Raw genomic sequence first — 21,120 nt, forward strand, 5'->3', positions numbered from 1 at the left:
TCGGCAAGCATGACCGCCGTCGCCGCGGCTCAGTTCCGGCATGCCACCACCTTCCTGTCGGTGTCGCGATCCTGATTCGAAACGACGCTTGCAGCGTGGGCCCGCGTGTCGCCACTCACCCGCGTCGGGTTCAACTCGCGTAACACGCTGGCGCGCCCGCCATCGTCATCGGGCAATTGCGGCATCCCGCGCGCAAAGGCCGGCGCGACCGCCGCCGCGAGCAGCGCGGCGATCGCCAGTCGGGAAAGAACCTTCATCGCCCGGCTCCCGTTTTACTGCGCATTGACGGACGGCACGGACGTCGACGCGGTTGCAGTACCCGGCTCGCCGTGCGCGATCGCATACAGCTCGGCATTGCGCGCGATCGTCTGCGTGCTCGGCGGATAGTCCCAGTTCGACGTCGGCACGGTGCCGTCGCGCTGCGCCTGGACCAGCTCGGCGATCACGTCGGCGCGGGTCAGGCCCGACGACGACGTCTGTGCGAAAGCGGCCACCGGCGTGCCGATTGCGAGTGCGAGTGCGAGCAGCGCGGCGGCTGCGATCAGTTTGCGATTCATGGTGAAACTCCCGGAACGGTTCGATGTGGACGCATCGTCGATGCGCCGCCGGCGGGACCGCGAATGCGATTCGCCGCCTGACACCTTCATTCTGGTCATCGCGGCCGGCACGACGCTGACCGCCACATGACAATCCTGAAATCTGCGGCTCAACACGCAGATAACAGCTTCGTAATCTTCAAGTCAGGGCCGGGTCAACGCGGCACCGGCAGACTGCACGCTCGTCGCATCGAATGCGGCGCCCCTGCCCTGCTTCGAGGAACAAACTCATGTGGATCGTCCGGCTGGCGTTGCGCAGGCCCTATACGTTCGTCGTGCTCGCGCTGCTGATCTTCATCGCGGGACCGCTCGCGCTGCTGCGCACGCCGACCGACATCTTCCCGAACATCGACATTCCGGTGGTCAGCATCGTCTGGTCGTACAACGGTTTCTCCGCCGAGGACATGGCCAAGCGCATCACGTCGAACTACGAACGCGCGCTCACGTCCGACGTCGACGACATCGAGCACATCGAATCGCAATCGCTGAACGGCGTGTCGGTCGTGAAGATCTTCTTCCACCCCGGCGCGGACATCAATCGCGCGATCGCGGAAGCCGCGAGCAATTCCGCGTCGATCCTGCGGATCCTGCCGCCCGGCACGCTACCGCCGAACATCATCACGTACAACGCGTCGACGGTGCCGATCCTGCAGCTCGGGCTGTCGAGCGACACGCTCGCCGAGCAGCAGCTGTACGACCTCGGCAACAGCTTCATCCGCACGCAGCTCGCGACCGTCCAGGGCGCGGCCGTGCCGCTGCCGTTCGGCGGCAAGATCCGCCAGATCGTCGTCGATCTCGACACGCGCGCGCTGCAGGCGAAGGGGCTCGCGCCGATCGACGTCGTGAACGCGATCAACGCGCAGAACCTGATCCTGCCCGGCGGCACCGCGAAAATCGGCACGCGCGAATACAACGTGCAGATGAACGGCAGCACGCAGACGGTCGCCGCGCTGAACAACCTGCCGGTGAAGACGATCGGCGGCAGCGTCGTGTATGTGCGCGACGTCGCGCATGTCCGCGACGGCTACGCGCCGCAGACCAACATCGTGCGCGCCGACGGCAAGCGCGCGGCGCTGCTGACCGTCGAGAAGACCGGCAGCGCATCGACGCTGACGATCATCGACCAGGTCAAGGCGATGCTGCCGAAGATCGCGGCCGGCCTGCCGAAGGCGCTGCACATCTCGGCGCTCGGCGATCAGTCGGTGTTCGTGAAAGCGGCGATCCAGGGCGTCGTGCGCGAGGCGCTGATCGCCGCGTGCCTCACCGCGCTGATGATCCTGCTGTTCCTCGGCAGCTGGCGCGCGACGCTGATCATCGCGGTGTCGATCCCGCTCGCGGTGCTGACGTCGCTGCTCGCGCTCGCCGCGCTCGGCCAGACGATCAACATCATGACGCTCGGCGGGCTCGCGCTCGCGGTCGGGATACTCGTCGACGATGCGACCGTCGCGATCGAGAACATCACGCACCACCTCGAACGCGGCGCGCCGCTCGAAGACGCGATCCTGACCGGCGCGGGCGAGATCGCGGTGCCGACCTTCGTGTCGACGCTGTCGATCTGCATCGTGTTCGTGCCGATGTTCCTGCTGACCGGCGTCGCACGCTATCTGTTCGTGCCGATGGCCGAGGCGGTGATCTTCGCGATGGTCGCGTCGTATTTCTTCTCGCGCACGCTGGTGCCGACGCTCGCGATGGCGCTGATGCGCGCGAAGGGGCACGGCAAGCCGCCGCGTGGCATGTTCGCGCGGATCGCGCGTTTCCAGGCCGCGTTCGAGCATCGTTTCGAAGCCGTACGATTGCGCTATCGCGCGCTGCTGTCGGCGGCGATCGCGCGCCGCCGCCGTTTCGCGGCGGCCTTCCTGCTCGCGTGCGCCGCGTCGACCGGCCTGTTCGCATTCGCCGGGCAGGATTTCTTCCCGTCGGTCGACACGGGTGAAATCCGCCTGCACCTGCGCGCGCCGACCGGCACGCGGATCGAGGAAACCGCACGCCTGACCGACGAGGTCGAAGCGCGCATCCACGACGTGATTCCCGCGAACGACATCGCGAGCGTGCTCGACAACATCGGCGTGCCGGTGAGCGGGATCAACCTCACGTACGACTCGTCCGACCCGATCGGCACCGAGGATGCCGACGTGATGATCACGCTAAAGCCGAACCACGCGCCGACCGCCGCCTATGTCGCGAAGCTGCGCAACCTGCTCGCGCAGTCGTTCCCCGGCGTGACGTTCGCATTCCTGCCGGCCGACATCGTCAGCCAGATCCTCAACTTCGGGCTGCCCGCGCCGATCGACATCCAGATCGTCGGCAACAAGCTCGACCAGAACCGCGTGGTCGCGAACGCGCTGCTCGCGAAGCTGCGCGGCGTGCGCGGCCTCGTCGACGCGCGCATCCAGCAGCCCGGCGACGAGCCGGCGATCAACGTGAACGTGGATCGCACCAAGGCGATCCAGGCCGGCCTCGAACAGCGCGACGTCGCGCAGAACCTGCTGATCGCGCTGTCCGGCAGTTCGCAGACGACGCCGAACTTCTGGCTCGACCCGCGCAACGGCGTCAGTTATCCGCTGATGGTGCAGACGCCGCAGTATTCGGTCGATTCGCTGCAAGCGCTCGCGAACGTGCCGCTGCCGGCCGGCACCGCCCGTTCGCCGCAGACGCCGGCCGGCGGCCCGGCGGCCGGTGCGCCCGCGCAGAACCTGCTGGGCGCGCTCGGCAGCTTCTCGCGCGCGACGCAGCAGGCGGTCGTATCGCACTACAACGTGCAGCCGGTGCTCGACATCTTCGCGTCGGTACAGGGGCGCGATCTCGGCGGCGTCACGGCCGACGTGACGAAGCTCGTCGACGACGCGCGCGCGCAGTTGCCGCCCGGTTCGTCGATCGTGCTGCGCGGCCAGGTACAGGCGATGCACGAATCGTTTGCCGGGCTGCTCGGCGGCCTCGCGCTCGCGATCGCGCTCGTCTACCTGCTGATGGTCGTCAACTTCCAGTCGTGGCTCGACCCGCTCGTGATCGTCGGCGGCCTGCCCGCGTCGCTCGCCGGCATCGCATGGATGCTGTTCGTCACGCGCACGACGCTGTCGGTGCCCGCGCTGACCGGCACGATCCTGTGCATCGGCATCGCGACCGCGAACAGCATTCTGGTCGTCAACGCGGCGCGCGAGCTGATCGCGGGCGGCGCGCCGCCGTGGCAGGCCGCGCTCGATGCGGGCTTCAGCCGCTTCCGGCCGGTCGTGATGACCGCGCTCGCGATGCTGATCGGCATGCTGCCGATGGCGCTCGGCCTCGGCGACGGCGGCGAGCAGAACGCGCCGCTCGGCCGCGCGGTGATCGGCGGGCTCGCGTTCGGCACGGTCTCGACGCTGCTGTTCGTGCCTGTCTTGTTCGGCTTCGTCCATGCGTGGCTCGAGCGGCGCCGCGACGCGGCCGCCGCACGCCGCGCGCAGGACACGCCGGTGTTGCCCTGATCGCCGCTTCATGCCGATTCCCTTCGACTCGCCCGACCTCGCCCCCATCATGAACGACTCGACCGAACCCCTCGCCCCCGCACCGGCCGCCGAAGCGGACACGGCGCCGCCGACCGTGCGCGACACGACACCCGAAGCCTCGCCGCGCCGCCGCGCCCGCAAGCTCGCCGTGCCGCTGGCCGTGCTCGCGGCCGCCGCCGCCCTGCTGGCCGCCGGCATCGTGCCGCGCGTCGACGCGCGCGCCGCACAGCGCGTGCAGGTGGCCGCGCAGCAGGCGCTGCCGGTCTCGGTGATCCTGCCGGGCACCGCGCCCGCCGACCAGACGCTGACGCTGCCGGGCTCGGTGATGCCCTATGCCGAGGCGTCGATCTATGCGCGCACGAGCGGTTATATCGCGCACTGGAACGCCGACATCGGCGCGCACGTGAAGGCCGGGCAGACGCTCGCGCAGATCACCGCGCCCGACCTCGACGCGCAGTTGCGGCAGGCGCGTGCCGACGCGGCGACCGCGCAGGCGAACGACGACTACGCGAAATCGACCGCGCAGCGCTGGCAGGACATGCTGAAAACGCAATCGGTGTCGCAGCAGGACACCGACACGAAGGTCGCCGACATGAACGCGAAGCGCGCGATGCTGGCGTCCGCGCAGGCAAACGTCGCGCACCTGACCGAGCTGGTGTCGTACGAATCGGTCGCGGCGCCGTTCGACGGCGTGATCACCGCGCGCAACGTCGACATCGGCACGCTCGTCACCGCGGGCGGCACGCCGGGCAGCCCCGGCCTGTCCGGCGAGCTGTTCCATCTCGAACAGACCGGCACGCTGCGCGTGTTCGTCGACGTGCCGCAGGACAGCGCGACGGGCGTGACGACGGGCACATCCGTCTACCTGACCACGCAGCAGTACCCGGCGCGGCGCTTCGCCGCGCGCGTCGCGCGCAGCGCCGGTGCGATCGATCCGGTCACGCGCACGCTGCGCGTCGAGATCGACGTCGACAACGCCGACGGCGCGCTGATGCCCGGCGCGTATGCGCAGGCGCACCTGCTCGTGCCGAGCGCGGCCCCCGCGTTCGAGCTGCCCGTCAGCGCGCTGCTGTTCCGGCCGAACGGCGTGACGGTCGCGACCGTCGGCGCGAACGGCACCACCGCGCTGAAGACCGTGCAGATCGGGCGCGATTTCGGCACACGCGTCGAGATCGTGTCGGGAATCGCCGCCAGCGATCGCGTGATCGACAACCCGGGCGATTCGATAACGGCCGGCGAGGCGGTGAAGATCGTGTCGGTTGCGCCAGCAGTGCGAACGGGCCCGGCAACCGGTACGACGGCAGCGCCCGGCGCGCCTGCGTCGACGCCCGCCGCCGTCGCGGCGCCGGCTTCGATGCCGGCAGCGGCAACGGCGGCAGAAGCACCTTCAACGCACGCCCGAGGCTGATCCGCCGATGAAAACCCGCCAGATACCCGTCACGCGCTTTCTCCATCCACTCCCGTTCGCCCGCCGCGTCGTCGCGCTCGGCGTCGCCGTCGCTTTGGCCGCGTGCTCGACATTGCCGCCCTATTCGCCGCCCACCGTCGCGGTGCCCGCGCACTATGCGGGCGTACCGGCTACGGGCATACCGGCTTCGGGCGCCCCCAACGCCCAGCCCGGCTGGAACGTCGCGACCCCCGCCGATGCCGCGTCGCGCGGCCCATGGTGGACCGTCTTCAACGACGCCGACCTGAACGCGCTCGAAGCGCGCGTCGACATCTCGAACCAGACCGTGAAGAAAGCCGTCGCCGATCTCCAGCAGGCGCGCGCGATGGTCGACTACCAGCATGCGGGGTTCCTGCCGACCGTGACGGCCGGTGTCGCGCAGACCCGCTCGCGTATATCGCAGAACAAGCTCGGCTCGTCACTCGCCGGTAAAACGACACCCGACTACCAGGCCGGCGTGGCCGCGAGTTGGGAACCGGACGTATTCGGCCGCGTGCGCGATGCGGTGACGGGCGCGCAGGCAAACGCCGACGCGAGCGCGGCCGACCTGCAGGCCGTGAAGCTGTCGGTCACGGCCGAACTCGCGACCGATTATTTCGCGTTGTGCTCGCTCGATACGCAAAAGCAGTTGCTCGACGACACGGTGCGTGCGTACACCGACGCGCTGAAGCTGCTGAAACAACAGCTCGCGGCCGGCGCGATCGACGCGTCGGCCGTCGCGCAGGCCGCGACGCAACTGGAATCAACGCGCACGCAGGACACCGACATCGACGCGTCCCGGGCGCAGCTCCAGCACGCGATCGCGACACTCGTCGGCGAAAGCGCGTCGACATTCGCGCTGCCGCCGCGCGTGCAAGCGTTCGACGTGCCGGCGATCCCGGCCGGCGTGCCGTCGCAACTGCTCGAGCGGCGGCCCGACATCGCGGCGGCCGAACGCCGCGTCGCGGCCGCGAACGCGCAGATCGGCGAGGCGCGTGCCGCGTTCTTCCCCGATCTCGTGCTGTCGGCGAGCGCCGGGCTCGAAAGCGGCTTCTTCGCGCCGTGGCTGACCGCGCCGAGCCTGTTCTGGTCGCTCGGCTCGCAGCTCGCCGGCACGCTGTTCGACGGCGGGCGCCGCAGCGCGTCGCTGCGCGGCGCGCATGCGCAATACGACGGCACGGTCGCCGACTATCGGCAGACCGTGCTGGTCGCGTTCCAGCAGGTCGAGGATCAGCTGTCCACGCTCGATGCGCTCGCGTCGGAGGCCGGCAGCCAGCAGCGCGCGACCGATGCGGCCGACCTGTCGCTGCGGCTGACGACCAACCGCTTCAACGCGGGCGCGGTCAGCTACCTGGATGTCGTGACCGCGCAGACGATCGCGCTGACGAACCGGCGCCTGGCCGACCAGATCGCCGCGCGCCGGATGGAGGCCGCGGTCGGGTTGCTGACCGCGCTGGGCGGCGGCTGGCACACGGGTGCGGACACAACCGCCGCCGGGCATCCGGCCGCTACGCCGTCGGCGTCTTGATGAACGTGAGGATGAAGCGCGTCCCGCCCGCGTCGCTTTCGACGCGCGCGGTGCCGCCGTGCAGTTCCATCACCGACCGCACGATCGCGAGGCCGAGCCCGGCCGTGCCGCCCGGCACGCCGCCGCTGCGCGCGGGGTCGCCGCGCACGAAGCGGTCGAAGATACGCGGCAGCAGCGCGGGATCGATCGGCTCGCCCGGGTTCGAGACGACGACGCTCACCGCGTCCGCCATTTCGTCGACGCGCAGCACGATGACGCCGCCTGCCGGCGTATAGCGCAGCGCGTTCGCGAGCAGGTTGCTGACCGCGCGGCGAAACAGTTCGAGATCGGCGGTCAGCCGGCCGTGCCCGTCGACGCGCAGCGTCGAACCGGCTTCATCGGCGAGCCCTTCGAAATAGCCGGCGATGCGCTCCAGTTCGTCGTGCACGTCGAATGCGCGCTGCCGCGTGACGAAGCCCGGATGTTCGGCGCGCGCGAGAAACAGCACGTTCTCGATCATCCGCGCGAGACGGTCGTATTCCTCGAGATTCGATTCGAGCAGCGCCTGGTATTCGTCGACCGAACGCGGCCGCGCCAACGCCACCTCGGTTGCGCCGCGCATGTTGTTCAGCGGCGTGCGCAGGTCGTGCGCGAGATCCGCGCTGAATTGCGACAGGTGCCCGAACGCCTGCTGCAGGCGGCCGAGCATCGCATTCTGCGCGTCGACGAGCGCCGTCAGCTCGCGCGGCGCGCGCGACGCATCGAGCCGCGTATCGAGCTTGTCGACGGTGATGCGGCTCGTGTTCGCGACGATCTCGCGCAGCGGTGCGAGCGCACTGCGGATCAGCCAGTAGCTGAGCAGCATCGCGAACAGCGCGCCCAGGCCACCGGCGATCTTCAGCTTGTCGCGGTAGCCGTCGAGCAGTTCGGCGCGATCGCTCATGTTGCGCGCGACCGCGATCCGGATCCGCGTGTGGTCGCGCAGCGCGGCCTCGGCGACGATACCGCGCACGGGCGTGCCGCCGTCGGCGGTCCACGTCGCGATCCGGTCGACGGTAATCCGGTCGTTCGCGGGCACCGGCGTCGCGTGCGGCGGGAACAGTTCGGCATCGGGTAACGCGGGCCGCGCCGGCAGCGCGGGCGACGATGCGTCCGGCGGATCCTCGAGCTCGGTGCGCTCGACGTTGTGGCGCGCGAGCACGTTGCCCTGCGCGTCGGCGACGGCCAGCGACAGCGCCGCGTTGCCGAACACCTGGCTCGTCAGCCGGTCCGCATGCGCGCGCACCGCGTCGAGCGAATCGAGTTCGCCCGCCAGCCGGCGCGTGTGCCGCGCGGCGAGCACGATGTCGAGGTCGTCCTGCCCGCTCACCTGCCGCTCGAGGCCGCTGTACACATACGTGCCGACGAGCGCGAAGACGGCGAGCGTGGTCGCGCCGAACGCGAGCGCGAGCGTCGCGCCGAGCGAGCGGCCGAGCGTCATGCGCCGTCCTTCGGTTCGAGCACGTAACCGACGCCGCGCACCGTATGGATCAGCTTGACGGCGAACGCGTCGTCGATCTTCGCGCGCAGCCGCCGGATCGCGACTTCAACGACATTGGTGTCGCTGTCGAAATTCATGTCCCACACATACGACGCGATCTGCGTGCGGCTCAGCACCTCGCCTTGCCGGCGCGCGAGCAACTGCAGCAGCGAGAATTCGCGCGGCGTCAGGTCGATCCGCACCGTGCCGCGCTTCACGCGGCGGCGCACGACATCGATCTCCAGGTCACCCACGGCAATGCGCTCCGTCTCGCGCGGCGGCCCGCGGCGCGCGAGCGTGCGGATGCGGGCGAGCAGTTCGACGAACGCGAACGGCTTCACGAGGTAGTCGTCGGCGCCGAGTTCGAGGCCGTGCACGCGGTCCTGCACGTCGTCGCGCGCGGTCAGGAACAGCACGGGCGTCGTGTGCGTGTCGCGCAGCCGCTTCAGCACGCTCCAGCCGTCGAGCACCGGCAGCATCACGTCGAGCACGATCACGTCGTAGCTTTCTTCCTGCGCGAGCGTCAGCCCCTCGCCGCCGTCCTTCGCGAGATCGACGCTGAAGCCGGATTCCTCGAGCCCCTTCTTCAGGTACGCGCCGGTCTTCGGTTCGTCTTCGACTATCAGGATGCGCATGATCGGCCCCGTCTCATTCGGTGATGACATGCGCCGATGTTACCGGCAAACGATGCGGGAGCACCGCCCCGCGCCCGCGCGATACGGCTTGATTACGAAACTGTAATCAGCGGGTCAGTGTGGTGACTGCTCGGGAAACCAGAATGGGAAGCGTGGGCCCCTCCCCACTCGCCGTTCATTCATCCGCCCAGGAGCCATCATGAAACTCGTCGCTGCTTTCGTCGTTGCCACGCTGAGCCTGCCGTTCGGCACGCAGGCCTTCGCCCAGTCCACGCAGGCACCGGTCACGCGCGCCGAAGTGCGCCAGCAACTGATCGATGCCGAAGCCGACGGCCTGCTGCCGTCGAACCGGAACGACTATCCGCCGTCGCAGTCGCAGATCGCGCGCAACCGCCAGCTTTACGCGCTCCAGCATCAGGACGCGGCGCCGGTCGCGACTGCTTCGACCGGAAATTGATCTCGGCTTATTACCGACAGCCGGCTGACAGCCGCATGTCGCACCCGCCCGGCACATTTCCGAATATTCCGCGGCGCGCCAAAACCGCGTCCGCGGATTCCTTTTCAATCAAGCGCTTGAGCGTATCGATTCGACGGCTGTAATCCCGTTTAACGATCGACCCGCGTGCGTGAAAGCCGCCCTTGATCGCCGCATCCGCGGCTCCGCTATTTTTAGAAATCGGACGTTACCCCCGTGTAATTCTCATTCATCCGACCTTCCACTAGATTGAAGGCGTTCCCAGCGCAACGAGGTGACACGATGAATGCGAAACAATGGGCCGTCCTCGGCTCGGGCGTGCTGATTGCATGCCTTTCCGTACAGCCGGCGATGGCCGGTATTTCGATCGGTCTCGGCATTGCGGCGCCCGCGCCCGTCTATGTCGCACCGGCACCCGTGTATGTCGCGCCGCCACCGGTCGTCGTTCCGGCACCGCCGGTGGCCTACGCGCCCTATGCACCGGCCGTCGTGGCCGCGCCCGTGATGGTGCCCACGGTCGGCATCGCGCTCGGCTGGCATGGCGGCCGCTACTGGGATGGCCGCCGCTGGTGGGGCCGGCAGGACTGGGCCGCGCATCACAGCTGGTAAGCGCGCGTCGCGCGGCCGACGCCGACACCGGCATGCCGACACCGCCTTGCCGCAAACAAACTTGATCGACTGCACGACTCGCTCACCGCCCGGTGCGCGGGCGGCGTTCATGCGTCGTCGGGCGACATGCCGGTCGTGCTGAACGAGCTCGGCGTACGCGTGCTCGCCGATCAGGCCGCCGACGCGAAGCGCGGTGCGGACATCGCATTCAACGAGTGGGGACATCTGTCGGACAACGACCTACTCGCGATGCTCGTCGCTCTCGACAACGGACCTTCGCCAGAGGCAATGTGAGTTGCTGGCCTGGCGTCCCGGTCTCGCCCACGTGATGGCGAGCAGGCTTCACCCGCGGATCGCCGCAGTCACCACGATGAGCGCCGAAAAGAAAAGCGCCGGAGCGATATGCCGGAATGGCTCCCGATTTCGCAGCAACGTGAATAACGCGCCGATCATGATCGCACCGGCCAGCATCAGGCCCAGGACTCTGGTTTGTGGTCCAACAAGAAGTGCCGCACTGAACAGCTCGAGCGCGCCGCAGAGCAACTGAAACCATGCCGGGTAACCCCAGCGTGCGAAGTCGCGCTTCACCGCGCCGCGTCTTGAGAGATTGACCACGCCGGCAACCGCGAACAGCACCGCTGCGATCGTCGCGAGAATCGATTCAACAGAAGCAGGGTTGAACGCCATCGTCATGCTCCGGTGCGTTGCTGAAAATGCTCCCGTGCGGAGAGGTCCGCAATCAGGCCCGGGCCGTGCGGTTCCCATGCCAGTACGTGCCGCGCATGCTGGCCGCTGACCGTCTGGTCGAGCGCCAGTGCGTCGGCAAATGGCCCGAGCGATTGGCGAGCGGCGTCGAGCGGCCAGCATTCGACGCGGTCGGCGCCGACCGAGGCCCGAATCGCTTCACCCATTTCGGCAACCGCCACCGCATCTTCCGCGACCACGTTGAGGATCTGTCCGTCGACGCGATCGTCCCCGCTTGCCAGCCGCTCCACCGCGCTCAGATAGGCCGTGGCCAGATCATCGACGTGCACGGCAGGCCAGTGATTGCGGCCATCGCCGACGATACTCACGCTGCCGGTCTGGCCGACCATGCCGGCAAGCATGCCGAAGATGCCGCCGCCGTAGCCGTGGACCATCGCCGGCCTGAGGATCGCCGCGGCAATCGAACGGCGTGCTGCCAGCGCCTGCACGCGTTGCTCCACGGCGGGCCGCCAGGCGACGAGGGGGGTCGGGTTCAGCGCCGATGCTTCAGTGGCCGGCTTGCCCTCCGTATTGCCGTAGACCCATATGCCCGATGTGTAGACGAACGCCGCGCCGGGACGCAAATGGGCAAGCATCGCGTCAACCGCGGCCTCGTCGGCTGCAGCGGCGGAAGCATCGTTGGTCGACGCCATGTGCACGACGCCATCAGCGGCACCGGCAGTCGCGGCAAAGGACTGCGGCTCACGCAAGTCGCCCGCATGCAGTTTCACGCCGAGACGAACCAGCGCACTCGCGGCCGCCGACCGGTCGTCGCGCACCAGCGCCGTCACTTGATGGCCGAGGCGGATTGCCTTGCGCGCGACCGCTTGCCCGATGTAGCCCGTACCACCTGTAATGAACAGTTCCATGGTGTTTTCCTCGATGAGTGCCCGCGAAGTCGACAGGTCACAAAAAACGAGACTCATCAGTCTCGTTTCGGCAAATGTAGGCGAGACTGATCAGTCTTGTCAACCATTCGACGATCTGATATTTATCGGGCATGAACACTTCCTCTGTCCCCGACTTGAGCCCGCTGCAACGCCGCAAGCGGTCCGCCATCCTCGACGGTGCGAAAACCGTTTTTTTAAGCCAGGGTTTCGGCCTGGCAACCATGGACGACGTCGCCGCGGCCGCGGGCGTCGGCAAACAGACGGTCTACCGTCACTTCAAGTCGAAGGAAGCACTCTTCGTGGGTCTGGTGACCTCGATGTGCGCTCAGGTGGGTGGCGTGCTTGCCGGCGCGCTGGACGCACAAGCCGATGGCTTGCCCGAAGCCGAGTTGCGCGAACTGGGATGGGCCTTGGCCCGGATCCTCATCGTTCCGGACAATCTGCGGCTTTACCGGGCCATCGTTGCCGAGGCCGAGCGTCTCCCGGAACTTGGCCAGGCGTTTTACGAAAACGGCGCAAAGGTCGTGCGTGCGTTCGCCGCGAAAATTCTGCGAAAGCGATTCGACGAATCGACGGCTGCATTACGTGCAGCGACATTCGTTCAGCTGGTGCTGGGCGACGCGTATCTGGAACTGTCGATCGGCTTCCCGGTGCCCGATGTCGATGCGCGCTTTGCGTTGCAGGTCGACGAGGCGGTTGCGGCTGCACTTCGTTAAGAAGTGGCGCACGTCAATGCCGGACAGTTGTTGCCGCGAGCACCACGCGTACATCACGCGCTTGCTTCCTTCCGAATCGAGATGCGACCGCCTGCGCCGCAGGCTCTCCCGATTCGACTCTGCCACCGTGACGACACCGGAACGCGTCGTCGTCCACCCGATGCGAAGCACGCATACGTCTCGTGCGTGAAACGAACCCACGCCGCCACCACCCGCCGCCCGTTTCAGTGATTTTTCGCGAACGGAGGAATCTGAATATGTCACTTGTCGGCCCATTTGTAGCTACTTACGATCGATTCGACTAGTCGCGGTGGGACTGCACGGCACAGCTGAAGCGGGCCCGGTCTTCTCTCTGTTGGCGGATGCTCGGCATGATCGACCCCCATGAAAGCAAACGCGCTAGCCTCGCGGTGTTCGCGCTGCTCTACCTCGGTTTTTGTCTGTCGTACATCGATCGCTCGGCGATCGCGCTGTCGTTCGTCGCCATCGGCAAGGAGTTCCACGTCGGCGCGGCGGCACTCGGCATTGTGATGAGCACGTTCTATATCGGTTATGCCGCCATGCAGATTCCCGGCGGATGGCTCGCGGATCGCTGGGGCAGCAAGAAGGTGATCGTCGTATCGATCCTGTCGTGGTCGGTATTCACGTTGATGACCGGTCTCGCGTGGTCGCTGGCTTCGCTGATCGCGATCCGTTTCATCTTCGGTCTCGGCGAAGGCGGTTATCCCGGTGCCGCCATGAAGGGCATGGCCGAATCGAGTGCGCGGGAAGATCGCCCGAAACTGTTTGCGCTGCTCATGTCGTCGAACTATGTCGGCAGCTTCATCGCACCGCTCGCCATCGCCCCCCTCATCCTGTATCTCGGCTGGCGTCATGCGTTTGTCGTCGCGGGTGTCGTGGGTCTCGTGTTCGCGCTGTTCTATCTGTTCGCGGTGAAGGACACGCATCAAAAGCGCGATTCGGCGGGCCGACCCGCACGCATCGACGGCGCGGCAACGCGCGCGCTCCTCAAGATGCCGCTGATGTGGAAAATTCTGCTGACCTGGTTCGGCATGGGCATCGTCAACAAGGGACTCGATGCCTGGATGCCCACGTATCTCCTGACCGAACGACATCTCGATCTCAGGGCGGTCGGCATGCTCACGCCACTGCCGTTCGTGGCGGCAAGCATCTCGACGGCGCTCGGCGGCTGGATTCTCGCGCGCTGGTTCGATGGCCGCGAAAAATGGCTGATGGCCGCGTGCTGCGCGATCTCGGGCTTCTTCCTCTACGAGATGTACACCGCCGAAACGGTGGCCGGCGTGATTACCTATCAGGCCATCGTCTACTTCTTCAAGTCGTTCGTCTTCGCCGGCGTGTTTGCGCTACCGGCAAAATTCCTGCCGCAAAAACTCATCGGCACGGGTACCGGCATGGTGAACTTCGGCGGACAGGTCGCGGGATTTGTCGCGCCCGCGGTCATCGGCCTGCTGATCGCGGTCACCGGCAACTATGACGCGGTATTCGGCTTCCTGATCGTGGCAACGGCATTTGCGTTCGTCACCAGTCTGTCGATCCGGCTGTCGCCCGAGGCAGATTCGCGCATCGGCGCTGTCGAGGAGGCCTGATCGCGCCGCCCGCCCACCGGACGTTATGATGGAACATTGCGTGTCCTCCCGTCGATCCATCATGAGCGCCCGTATTCTTCAGGAAGCCGCGGTCCGTTATTTCCTCGAAGTGGTCAACGCCGGTTCCGTCGCCGACGCCGCCACTCGCCTGAATGTCGTGCCATCCGCGGTGAGCCGCCAGATTGCGCGGCTCGAGAACGAGCTCGGCACGCCGCTCTTCGTGCGGCAATCGCGCGGCATGGTCCCGAGCAAGGCGGGCGAAATGCTTGCCGCGTATGCGCGCCGCTCGCAGCTCGACGCCGAACAGATTTCGCTGGAAATCGACGCGCTGCGCGGTGAGGCCGAACGCACGATCCGCATCGCCTGCACCGAAGGATTCGCGGCCAACTTTCTGCCGCGTGCGATGGCGGACTTCCGTCGCACGATCGCGCCGGCCTCGTTCGAGGTCGTCGTCGATACGGCCGCCGGCGTCACGCAGCGCGTGCGCGACGGCGAATGCGATATCGGCCTCACGTTCAGCTTCGGGCCGTCCAAGGACATTCAGATCTGCTTTTCCGCGCCTTCGCCCGTATTCGCGATCGTCGCGTCGTCTCATCCGCTCGCGCGGGCCGAGCAGGTGTCGTTTCGCGAATTGCTGGCGTACCCGCTCGCCTTGCCGGGGGTGCATTCGACGCTGCACAAGCTGATCGATATCTATTGCAGCCGCGAAGGCGTCGCGTGCAAGAGCGTACTCCGCAGCGCGACGCTCGAAACGCTCCTCGGTTTCACGCTCGCAAGCGACGCCGTCACGTTCTGCGGCGAACTCGTGGTGCGCCCGCGTCTCGCGTCCGGCGAACTCGTCGCGTTGCCCGTGCCGGAGCTCACCACCGGCGAGCGTGCCATTGAAATTCAAACCCTCGCGCGGCGTGAACTCCCGCCGCTGCTGCAATCGTTTGTCGAGCATCTGAGCAACGGGATTTCGCCGTCCGCACGCGTTGAACAAAAGTGAACTGACCGTTCGATAATCATCACTGGCGGCCGTTTTTCTCGTCGTCTACATTGAGCGGACTCCTGCCTCGTCACTTAAAGCACCGTCCGATGAACCACCGTCACGAACTGACCCGTCACAGCGCCGTCGAGCTGAGTGTGTTGTTGCAGGCGCGAGAAATTTCCGCCGTCGAATTGCTTGAAGCCTGCATCGCGCGAATCGAAGCACTCAATCCGTATGTCAACGCCATCACGGCGACGAGCTTCGAACGTGCTCGGATCGAAGCCCGGGCGGCGGATGCCGGATTCGCACGCGGCGATACCGTCGGTGCCTTGCATGGCTTGCCCATCGGCATCAAGGATCTCGAAGAGACCGCAGGCCTGCTGACGACGTACGGCTCACCGATCTATCGCGCGAATGTGCCTGCGCACGACAACACGCTGGTGCGCCGCCTGCGCGCAGCGGGTGCGATCGTCGTCGGCAAGACCAACGTGCCGGAACTGGGTGCGGGTGCGAACAGCTTCAATCCCGTGTGGGGCGCGACGGGCAATCCGTTCGATCCGCGCCTGAACGCCGGTGGCTCGTCGGGCGGCTCGGCGGCCGCGCTCGCGCTCGACATGGTGCCGCTTGCCAGCGGTTCGGACACCGGCGGCTCGTTGCGTATTCCAGCCGCGAAATGCGGTGTGGTCGGTTTGCGCACCTCGCCGGGGCTCGTGCCGAGCGATCGCAAGCCGCTTGGCTGGACGCCGATTGCGGTGGTCGGGCCGATGGGACGCACCGTCGAAGACACCTGGCTGCAACTCGCCGCGACGGTCGGCCAGTCGAGCACCGATCCGCTCGGTTATCCGTTCGCGATGAGTCCGACGATGGACGGCCGCGCACCCACCGACCTGTCGAAACTGCGTATCGGTTACACGGAAGATTTCGGCGTATGCGAAGTGGATAACGACATCCGCGCCGTGTTCCGCCGCAAGATCGACTTCCTGCGTCGCGAGGTGGCCGTCTGCGATCCGATCGACGTGGACTTCGAGGGCGCGCATCGCTGCTTCGATGTCCTGCGCGCGGAGGCCTTCGTCGCGGGCCTGCAAAAAGCGTATGAGGCCAACCCCGATTCACTCGGCCCGAATCCGCGCGCGAACTACGAAATGGGTATCGGCCTCGGGCTCGCGGATTGCGTGCGTGCACACGGCGACCAGACACGCTTGTTCCGCCGCTTCCAGACGCTGTTCGACTGTTACGACGTGATTCTTTCGCCGACGACGCCCGTCTCGCCGTTTCCGTGGACGCAGCCGTATCTGAAATCGGTGAATGGTGTCGAACTCGAGAACTACTATCGCTGGTTGTCGCTCACGTACGTCGCGACGCTCGCGACGAATCCGGCATTGTCGCTGCCATGCGGTGTCGATCATCGCGGCATGCCATTCGGTCTGCAAATGATCGGCGCGTTCCGGGGCGATCTTGCGCTGCTCGATGCGGCGCGTTCGTTCGAAATGCTCTTCGCGTCGTCCGACGAAACCCGCCGCCCGATTCCCGATGCCGCGACGCTGCGCGCATCGCAGGTCGACCTGAAGTCGATCGTTACGCATCCGCCGATACTGGATGCCGTGTCGGCGTCCAATGTCGCCTCTTCCGTGGCCTGAGCGACGCGCTGCTTATCGCCGAGGTATCTGGCGGCCGCTGTCTACCGCCGCGCCGCCAGGAAATTGCGCGCCGTGCTCGTCAACCGCGACCACGGCCCCGCTCGCCGTTCCGCGCCCTGCTCGGCCAGCCCACCCAGCGCCGCCTTCATCATCGCGAGTTCGCTCGCAAGCACGGTGTCACAGCCGAAGCTGCCGGCCGCGGCAAGATCCACGATCCGCATCGCCTGATCGACGCACATGTGTGCATAGGCGGCTGTGGCATCCGCATCGGCGCGCGCGCCCAGCGTCGCCTCGGCCAGCTTGCTCGCCCACAGCGCGAGCGCATCGACCGGTGCGCTGCCGTCGCGCACGAGTAACTTGCCGATTTCCATTGCGGCGAGATGCACGTCCTCGTCGTCGGAGCACGACAGCGTGCGGCTACGGACCGCATGGTTCCGGTGCGCGGCACGTATCGACGGCGTCAATCCGGTCAGGTTCGCGATCCACGCTTCCGCGGCACTCAGGTACGCATGCGACCGGATCGCCAGGTCGCAATCGAAGATCGCATCCGCGTGAGTCGTCGCATGCCGCATCGCGAGCAGCCAGCAGCCGAGAAAGGCGCGATAGGTAGCGGCCGGCCCGACATACGCCGCGTGCGCCTTGAAGAATTCGATGCTGTGATCGGCCGGCCGCTCGCCGACGCACGGGAACTTGTCCGGCAAATCGATTCGCAAGCCGACGACGACGCGCTCGACCGCCGGCACGCTGCGGCCGCACGCGAGCGCCAGGTACGGCAGCGCGATGCAGTGCGCATCGCGATGCGCGACGAGCCGGTCGCAGCACGACTGCCACTGCGCGAGCGGATTGCGCGCGACGACGATGTGAACGACGTCCGGGAACGCGCGGCGCATCCACGCGAGGCGTCCGAGCGATTCGCCGAACCGGAATACCGGAATGCACCCGCGATCGAACGCCTGCGCCATCAGTTCGCGCAGAAAGTATTCGACGTCGCCCGCGTATTCGGGCGTCGCGTCTTCGAACTGATTGGCACAAAACGCCATCTCGACGCGGGACGTGCCGAGCGCGTCCTGTCTGAGCGTATCGGCAACGCTCGCGGCCGGCCGCCGGCCGGGCGCGGGTCCTTCCGAACCGGTGCCGGCATATTGCGCGTAATCGACCGACTCGACCATCGCGCGCAGTGGCTCGTCGTAGGCCATCACGCCATCGAGATCACGGAGGCAGGACCACAGCCAGCCGTCGGTCGCACCATATCCGGAATGCAGAAACACCGCTTGGGTCGAGTTCATGGAAGCCATTGGATCGTTGCGTTGAAGTTCGTCCATCACGTCGATCCAGTGTAGGTTCCTGTGGAATTACCCGGTTTACGGGCTCGGTTACGGTGATTTACCGGCCGCACTCGAGCACCAGGCAAGCGGATTTCATACCAGCCCGAGCATCGCCCGATTTCCCCACTCCAGTTTCATTACGGCATTTGACGCGCGAATGCGCACTCTCGCATCGCTTCGCGCCGCAACATGACCAACCGCCACCGACGCAGCCCCGTGCGACACGGCTCGCGCGGCGAGTCGCACCTCGCCGCGCAACGCATCAAATCGATTGCGCACGCAACCATCACATTACATGAACGCTTTGCGGAAACCGGCGGTAAACCCGTCGTTGTAGATTCCCAACGGACTGAAAATTGTGACCTGACCTAATGGCGGCTCCTGACGAAGGCCGATCGATTCGGCAGGAACGCAAGCAGTCCCGTTACATGCCAGGAGAGTTCATGATGAAAGGTATTTTGAGGAAATCGCTGTTGTCGCTCGCGTTGCTCACCGGCTTCACTGCCGCGCACGCACAGAGCACGGTGACGCTGTACGGCGTCATCGACGAGTCGCTGCAGTTCACGCACAACGCCACGCCCACCGGCAGCAACCAGCTCGGCCTTTATTCGGGCAACCTGTCCGGCAGCCGCTGGGGCCTGATGGGCAGCGAGGATCTCGGCGGCGGGCTGAAGGCGATCTTCCAGCTCGAGAACGGCTTCAACGTCAACAACGGCAAGATGGGCACCTACAACGGCACGACCTCGCTGTTCGGCCGCCAGGCCTACGTCGGCCTTCAAAGCAATCAATACGGCACGGTCACGCTCGGCCGCCAGTACGATCCGCTCGTCGACCAGGTTCAGGGCCTTACCGAGGACAATTATTTCGGCAGCACGTTCGCCACCGCCGGCGACGTCGACAATTACGACAACAGTTCGCGCACCAACAACGCGATCAAATACCTTTCGCCGAGCTACGGCGGGCTGCAGGTCGAGACGATGTACGCGCTCGGCGGCGTCGCGGGGCAAACCGGATCGGGTCAGACGTGGGCGGTCGCGGCCTCGTACAACAACGGCCCGTTCTCGCTGGCCGCCGGTTACTACGTGGCGGACAACTCGAATTCGACACTCGCACGCACCGGCTGGTCGTCGACGTCGGACGGCACCTTCGACGGCCCGGTCAACTCGGGCTACGCAACGGCGAAGTCGATCAATATCGCGCGCGTCGCCGCGCGCTACATCGCCGGGCCGTACACGGTCGGCCTCGCGTACAGCAATTCGGCGTACAAGGCGGACGCGCAGTCGGCATTCGCGTCGACCGAGAAGTTCAACACGGGCCAGGCCTATTTCAACTACCAGGCCACGCCGGCGCTGCTGCTCGGCCTCGGCTACAGCTATACGCATGCGAGCGGCGACACCAACGCATCCTATAACCAGGTGTCGCTCGGCGCCGACTACAGCCTGTCGAAGCGGACCGACGTGTATCTCGTGGGTGCGTGGCAGAAGGCGACCGGCACGCAGCTGAACACCGATGGCACCGTGTCGAGCGCCGACGCGTCGATCGGCTCGTATGGCGTCGCCGGCACAAACAGCCAGGACATGGTCAGCCTCGGTATCCGCCACCGGTTCTAATCGCAAGCGGCGCCGGCCGTCGTTCGCGACGGCCGGCGTACGACCGTTTTTCGCCGCGATCGTTTGAAATATTGCAGCCGTCCAACGCGCTGAAATGCGCTCCCCGATGCGAAAACCCGGCAAACGATGGCGCGTCACGCATCATCACGCAGCATCGATTACCGATCGCGCCCATTGCCCGCTGTCGGCGTCATCGAATATCTCAATAATAGACAGCCACTCTTGCACGAGATCCAATTCATTCCGCTTACAACACGTCATTCACGGAGTCCTGAATATGACGAAACAATCTTGAAATTTATTTGACGATCGCGTGACCTATGCTTCCGTCACACCGCATACCGGCCACGCCGATGGCGGCCGTCCTCCCCGACAGCGAAAGTGAAAGGCCCGATCATGTATCACACGATGCGCATGGAAGTCTCCACCGAATCCGGGTATCCAGTGATCCGATTCACGATCGACGGCCAGACGTCCGTAATCGGCGTCAACGACATCGACCAGATGATCCTGCAACTCGCGACCGCACGGGCCGCAATGCAGCCGACGCATCCGGTCGAACCGCCGGAAGGCCAGTATCCGCTGCAGATCGACCCGTGCTGGCGCGTCGACCGGCTCGCCGACTACGACGGCGCGGTGCTGTCGATCCGTCACGTCGGGATGGGCTGGATCGCGTTCGCGCTGCCGTCCGGCAACCTGACCAACCTCGTTGAAGCGCTTGCGTCGCCGCCTGAAATGACCGCCCCGGTCAACCACGCGATGCTGAACTGATGCGCGATCGGCGCTAACCGCTGTCGCGCCAGACCGCCGAGCTAGACCCCATTTAATTCGCTATGCGAATCATCATGATCCGCCTATTCCGGCGCGGATCGTGGCTTTCCGTTGCTTTCTGCCAGGACATGCCCATCATGCGAATCCCTTCCCCGACCGCCGCGCTCGCCCAGCGCCCGTCCGCCTATGCGTTGTCGGATCTCGGCGCCCGTACCTGGTTTCTGCTGCCGATCGACTCGCGGGCGGTCGTGTCCGCGGCCGGCACCGCGCCCGCACTCGACGCGCGCCCGCTCTTCCGCTGCCGGCTCACCGGCCGCTATGCACCCGGGCTGTCGCTGAATGCCGTCTGCGGCAACGGTTACGCGGCCGTGCATCAGCTGGCCGAATCGCATGTCGACACCGTATCGCGCCTGCTCGTGCGCGATGCGCAGAACGACGCCGAACATCGCGTTCACGCGCTCGACGACGGGATCGACTGGCAGTGAAGACGCGTTCGATGAGCTTAGGCTGGCTCGCCCGGCTTTGCTGGCTCACGCCAGTCGTATTCCCGATCCACGCGCAACCGGCGCAGGCCGCGCAAACGGCGCCCGACACACCGGCG

At 66.4% G+C, this 21,120-nt stretch carries 21 protein-coding genes; 14 read left to right on the forward strand and 7 right to left on the reverse strand.

Annotated elements, in window-relative coordinates:
- Window positions 1-29 precede the first annotated feature (29 nt).
- Both VL15_RS24180 and VL15_RS24185 read right to left on the reverse strand, forming a co-directional pair.
- Complete coding sequence (locus VL15_RS24180; RefSeq protein WP_048249014.1) at window positions 30-257, reverse strand: hypothetical protein; 228 nt, start codon at window positions 255-257, stop codon at window positions 30-32.
- A 15-nt stretch (window positions 258-272) separates the two neighbouring features.
- Window positions 273-557 (reverse strand): DUF4148 domain-containing protein, encoded by a 285-nt coding sequence (locus tag VL15_RS24185; RefSeq protein ID WP_048249015.1) that lies wholly within the window; start codon window positions 555-557, stop codon window positions 273-275.
- A gap of 1 nt (window position 558) precedes the next feature.
- Between VL15_RS24185 and VL15_RS43615 the strand changes: the two genes are divergently transcribed.
- The 4 genes from VL15_RS43615 to VL15_RS24200 all read left to right on the forward strand — a co-directional run bounded on the left by VL15_RS43615 (window position 559) and on the right by VL15_RS24200 (window position 7,032).
- A complete protein-coding gene (locus tag VL15_RS43615; protein WP_268991221.1) occupies window positions 559-687 on the forward strand; it encodes a hypothetical protein in 129 nt (42 codons plus the stop codon).
- A gap of 139 nt (window positions 688-826) precedes the next feature.
- Entirely contained in the window at window positions 827-4,057 is a 3,231-nt protein-coding gene (locus VL15_RS24190; RefSeq protein ID WP_048249016.1) for an efflux RND transporter permease subunit, read from the forward strand.
- 49 nt (window positions 4,058-4,106) lie between these two features.
- Complete coding sequence (locus VL15_RS24195) at window positions 4,107-5,486, forward strand: efflux RND transporter periplasmic adaptor subunit (protein WP_048249077.1); 1,380 nt, start codon at window positions 4,107-4,109, stop codon at window positions 5,484-5,486.
- A 7-nt stretch (window positions 5,487-5,493) separates the two neighbouring features.
- Window positions 5,494-7,032 (forward strand): efflux transporter outer membrane subunit, encoded by a 1,539-nt coding sequence (locus VL15_RS24200; RefSeq protein WP_048249017.1) that lies wholly within the window; start codon window positions 5,494-5,496, stop codon window positions 7,030-7,032.
- Here the strand turns inward: VL15_RS24200 and VL15_RS24205 are convergent.
- Window positions 7,013-8,491, reverse strand: a complete 1,479-nt coding sequence (locus tag VL15_RS24205) for a heavy metal sensor histidine kinase (RefSeq protein WP_048249018.1) — start codon at window positions 8,489-8,491, stop codon at window positions 7,013-7,015. The two genes, VL15_RS24200 and VL15_RS24205, sit on opposite strands and share 20 nt — an antisense overlap.
- A complete protein-coding gene (locus tag VL15_RS24210; RefSeq protein WP_048249019.1) occupies window positions 8,488-9,165 on the reverse strand; it encodes a heavy metal response regulator transcription factor in 678 nt (225 codons plus the stop codon). The genes VL15_RS24205 and VL15_RS24210 overlap by 4 nt, the downstream gene beginning before the upstream one ends.
- Window positions 9,166-9,364: 199 nt before the next feature.
- On the opposite strand from VL15_RS24210, the gene VL15_RS24215 reads away from it, so the two are divergent.
- From VL15_RS24215 to VL15_RS42115, 3 genes are all read left to right on the forward strand, one after another.
- The gene (locus tag VL15_RS24215; protein WP_048249020.1) at window positions 9,365-9,622 is read left to right on the forward strand and encodes a DUF4148 domain-containing protein; all 258 of its coding nucleotides are present in this window, start codon (window positions 9,365-9,367) and stop codon (window positions 9,620-9,622) included.
- A 300-nt stretch (window positions 9,623-9,922) separates the two neighbouring features.
- On the forward strand, window positions 9,923-10,249 hold the full coding sequence (locus tag VL15_RS24220) for a hypothetical protein (RefSeq protein WP_048249021.1): 327 nt from the start codon (window positions 9,923-9,925) through the stop codon (window positions 10,247-10,249).
- 126 nt (window positions 10,250-10,375) lie between these two features.
- Complete coding sequence (locus VL15_RS42115; RefSeq protein ID WP_155420288.1) at window positions 10,376-10,543, forward strand: hypothetical protein; 168 nt, start codon at window positions 10,376-10,378, stop codon at window positions 10,541-10,543.
- 48 nt (window positions 10,544-10,591) lie between these two features.
- Here the strand turns inward: VL15_RS42115 and VL15_RS24225 are convergent, their stop codons facing one another.
- Window positions 10,592-10,936, reverse strand: a complete 345-nt coding sequence (locus VL15_RS24225) for a DoxX family protein (RefSeq protein ID WP_048249078.1) — start codon at window positions 10,934-10,936, stop codon at window positions 10,592-10,594.
- Window positions 10,937-10,938: 2 nt separating this feature from the next.
- Window positions 10,939-11,862, reverse strand: coding sequence for an NAD-dependent epimerase/dehydratase family protein (locus VL15_RS24230; protein WP_048249022.1), 924 nt, complete (start codon window positions 11,860-11,862; stop codon window positions 10,939-10,941).
- A gap of 131 nt (window positions 11,863-11,993) precedes the next feature.
- Here VL15_RS24230 and VL15_RS24235 point away from each other — a divergent pair, with 131 nt between their 5' ends.
- From VL15_RS24235 to VL15_RS24250, 4 genes are all read left to right on the forward strand, one after another.
- Window positions 11,994-12,599, forward strand: a complete 606-nt coding sequence (locus VL15_RS24235; RefSeq protein WP_048249023.1) for a TetR/AcrR family transcriptional regulator — start codon at window positions 11,994-11,996, stop codon at window positions 12,597-12,599.
- A gap of 371 nt (window positions 12,600-12,970) precedes the next feature.
- Window positions 12,971-14,206, forward strand: coding sequence for an MFS transporter (locus VL15_RS24240; protein ID WP_080970933.1), 1,236 nt, complete (start codon window positions 12,971-12,973; stop codon window positions 14,204-14,206).
- A 25-nt stretch (window positions 14,207-14,231) separates the two neighbouring features.
- A complete protein-coding gene (locus VL15_RS24245) occupies window positions 14,232-15,194 on the forward strand; it encodes a LysR family transcriptional regulator (RefSeq protein WP_048249025.1) in 963 nt (320 codons plus the stop codon).
- 89 nt (window positions 15,195-15,283) lie between these two features.
- On the forward strand, window positions 15,284-16,813 hold the full coding sequence (locus VL15_RS24250; RefSeq protein ID WP_048249026.1) for an amidase: 1,530 nt from the start codon (window positions 15,284-15,286) through the stop codon (window positions 16,811-16,813).
- 41 nt (window positions 16,814-16,854) lie between these two features.
- Here the strand turns inward: VL15_RS24250 and VL15_RS24255 are convergent, their stop codons facing one another.
- The gene (locus VL15_RS24255; protein WP_048249027.1) at window positions 16,855-18,099 is read right to left on the reverse strand and encodes a hypothetical protein; all 1,245 of its coding nucleotides are present in this window, start codon (window positions 18,097-18,099) and stop codon (window positions 16,855-16,857) included.
- A 482-nt stretch (window positions 18,100-18,581) separates the two neighbouring features.
- Between VL15_RS24255 and VL15_RS24260 the strand changes: the two genes are divergently transcribed.
- From VL15_RS24260 to VL15_RS24270, 3 genes are all read left to right on the forward strand, one after another.
- Window positions 18,582-19,748 (forward strand): porin, encoded by a 1,167-nt coding sequence (locus VL15_RS24260; RefSeq protein WP_419188689.1) that lies wholly within the window; start codon window positions 18,582-18,584, stop codon window positions 19,746-19,748.
- Between the two features lie 381 nt (window positions 19,749-20,129).
- The gene (locus VL15_RS24265) at window positions 20,130-20,519 is read left to right on the forward strand and encodes a hypothetical protein (protein ID WP_155420290.1); all 390 of its coding nucleotides are present in this window, start codon (window positions 20,130-20,132) and stop codon (window positions 20,517-20,519) included.
- A gap of 137 nt (window positions 20,520-20,656) precedes the next feature.
- Window positions 20,657-21,004: a hypothetical protein gene (locus VL15_RS24270; RefSeq protein WP_048249028.1), complete on the forward strand. Its 348-nt coding sequence runs from the start codon at window positions 20,657-20,659 to the stop codon at window positions 21,002-21,004.
- Window positions 21,005-21,120: the final 116 nt, after the last annotated feature.

It is taken from the genome of Burkholderia cepacia, assembly GCF_001039005.1.
In the GTDB taxonomy this organism is placed as follows: Bacteria; Pseudomonadota; Gammaproteobacteria; order Burkholderiales; family Burkholderiaceae; genus Burkholderia; species Burkholderia theae.

Coding starts and splice junctions, on each gene's coding strand:
- VL15_RS24180 (WP_048249014.1), bottom strand. CDS start 257: ATGAAGGTTCTTTCCCGACTGGCGATCGCCGCGCTGCTCGCGGCGGCG.
- VL15_RS24185 (WP_048249015.1), bottom strand. CDS start 557: ATGAATCGCAAACTGATCGCAGCCGCCGCGCTGCTCGCACTCGCACTC.
- VL15_RS24190 (WP_048249016.1), top strand. CDS start 827: ATGTGGATCGTCCGGCTGGCGTTGCGCAGGCCCTATACGTTCGTCGTG.
- VL15_RS24195 (WP_048249077.1), top strand. CDS start 4,107: ATGAACGACTCGACCGAACCCCTCGCCCCCGCACCGGCCGCCGAAGCG.
- VL15_RS24200 (WP_048249017.1), top strand. CDS start 5,494: ATGAAAACCCGCCAGATACCCGTCACGCGCTTTCTCCATCCACTCCCG.
- VL15_RS24205 (WP_048249018.1), bottom strand. CDS start 8,491: ATGACGCTCGGCCGCTCGCTCGGCGCGACGCTCGCGCTCGCGTTCGGC.
- VL15_RS24210 (WP_048249019.1), bottom strand. CDS start 9,165: ATGCGCATCCTGATAGTCGAAGACGAACCGAAGACCGGCGCGTACCTG.
- VL15_RS24215 (WP_048249020.1), top strand. CDS start 9,365: ATGAAACTCGTCGCTGCTTTCGTCGTTGCCACGCTGAGCCTGCCGTTC.
- VL15_RS24220 (WP_048249021.1), top strand. CDS start 9,923: ATGAATGCGAAACAATGGGCCGTCCTCGGCTCGGGCGTGCTGATTGCA.
- VL15_RS42115 (WP_155420288.1), top strand. CDS start 10,376: ATGCCGGTCGTGCTGAACGAGCTCGGCGTACGCGTGCTCGCCGATCAG.
- VL15_RS24225 (WP_048249078.1), bottom strand. CDS start 10,936: ATGGCGTTCAACCCTGCTTCTGTTGAATCGATTCTCGCGACGATCGCA.
- VL15_RS24230 (WP_048249022.1), bottom strand. CDS start 11,862: ATGGAACTGTTCATTACAGGTGGTACGGGCTACATCGGGCAAGCGGTC.
- VL15_RS24235 (WP_048249023.1), top strand. CDS start 11,994: ATGAACACTTCCTCTGTCCCCGACTTGAGCCCGCTGCAACGCCGCAAG.
- VL15_RS24240 (WP_080970933.1), top strand. CDS start 12,971: ATGATCGACCCCCATGAAAGCAAACGCGCTAGCCTCGCGGTGTTCGCG.
- VL15_RS24245 (WP_048249025.1), top strand. CDS start 14,232: ATGATGGAACATTGCGTGTCCTCCCGTCGATCCATCATGAGCGCCCGT.
- VL15_RS24250 (WP_048249026.1), top strand. CDS start 15,284: ATGAACCACCGTCACGAACTGACCCGTCACAGCGCCGTCGAGCTGAGT.
- VL15_RS24255 (WP_048249027.1), bottom strand. CDS start 18,099: ATGAACTCGACCCAAGCGGTGTTTCTGCATTCCGGATATGGTGCGACC.
- VL15_RS24260 (WP_419188689.1), top strand. CDS start 18,582: ATGATGAAAGGTATTTTGAGGAAATCGCTGTTGTCGCTCGCGTTGCTC.
- VL15_RS24270 (WP_048249028.1), top strand. CDS start 20,657: ATGCGAATCCCTTCCCCGACCGCCGCGCTCGCCCAGCGCCCGTCCGCC.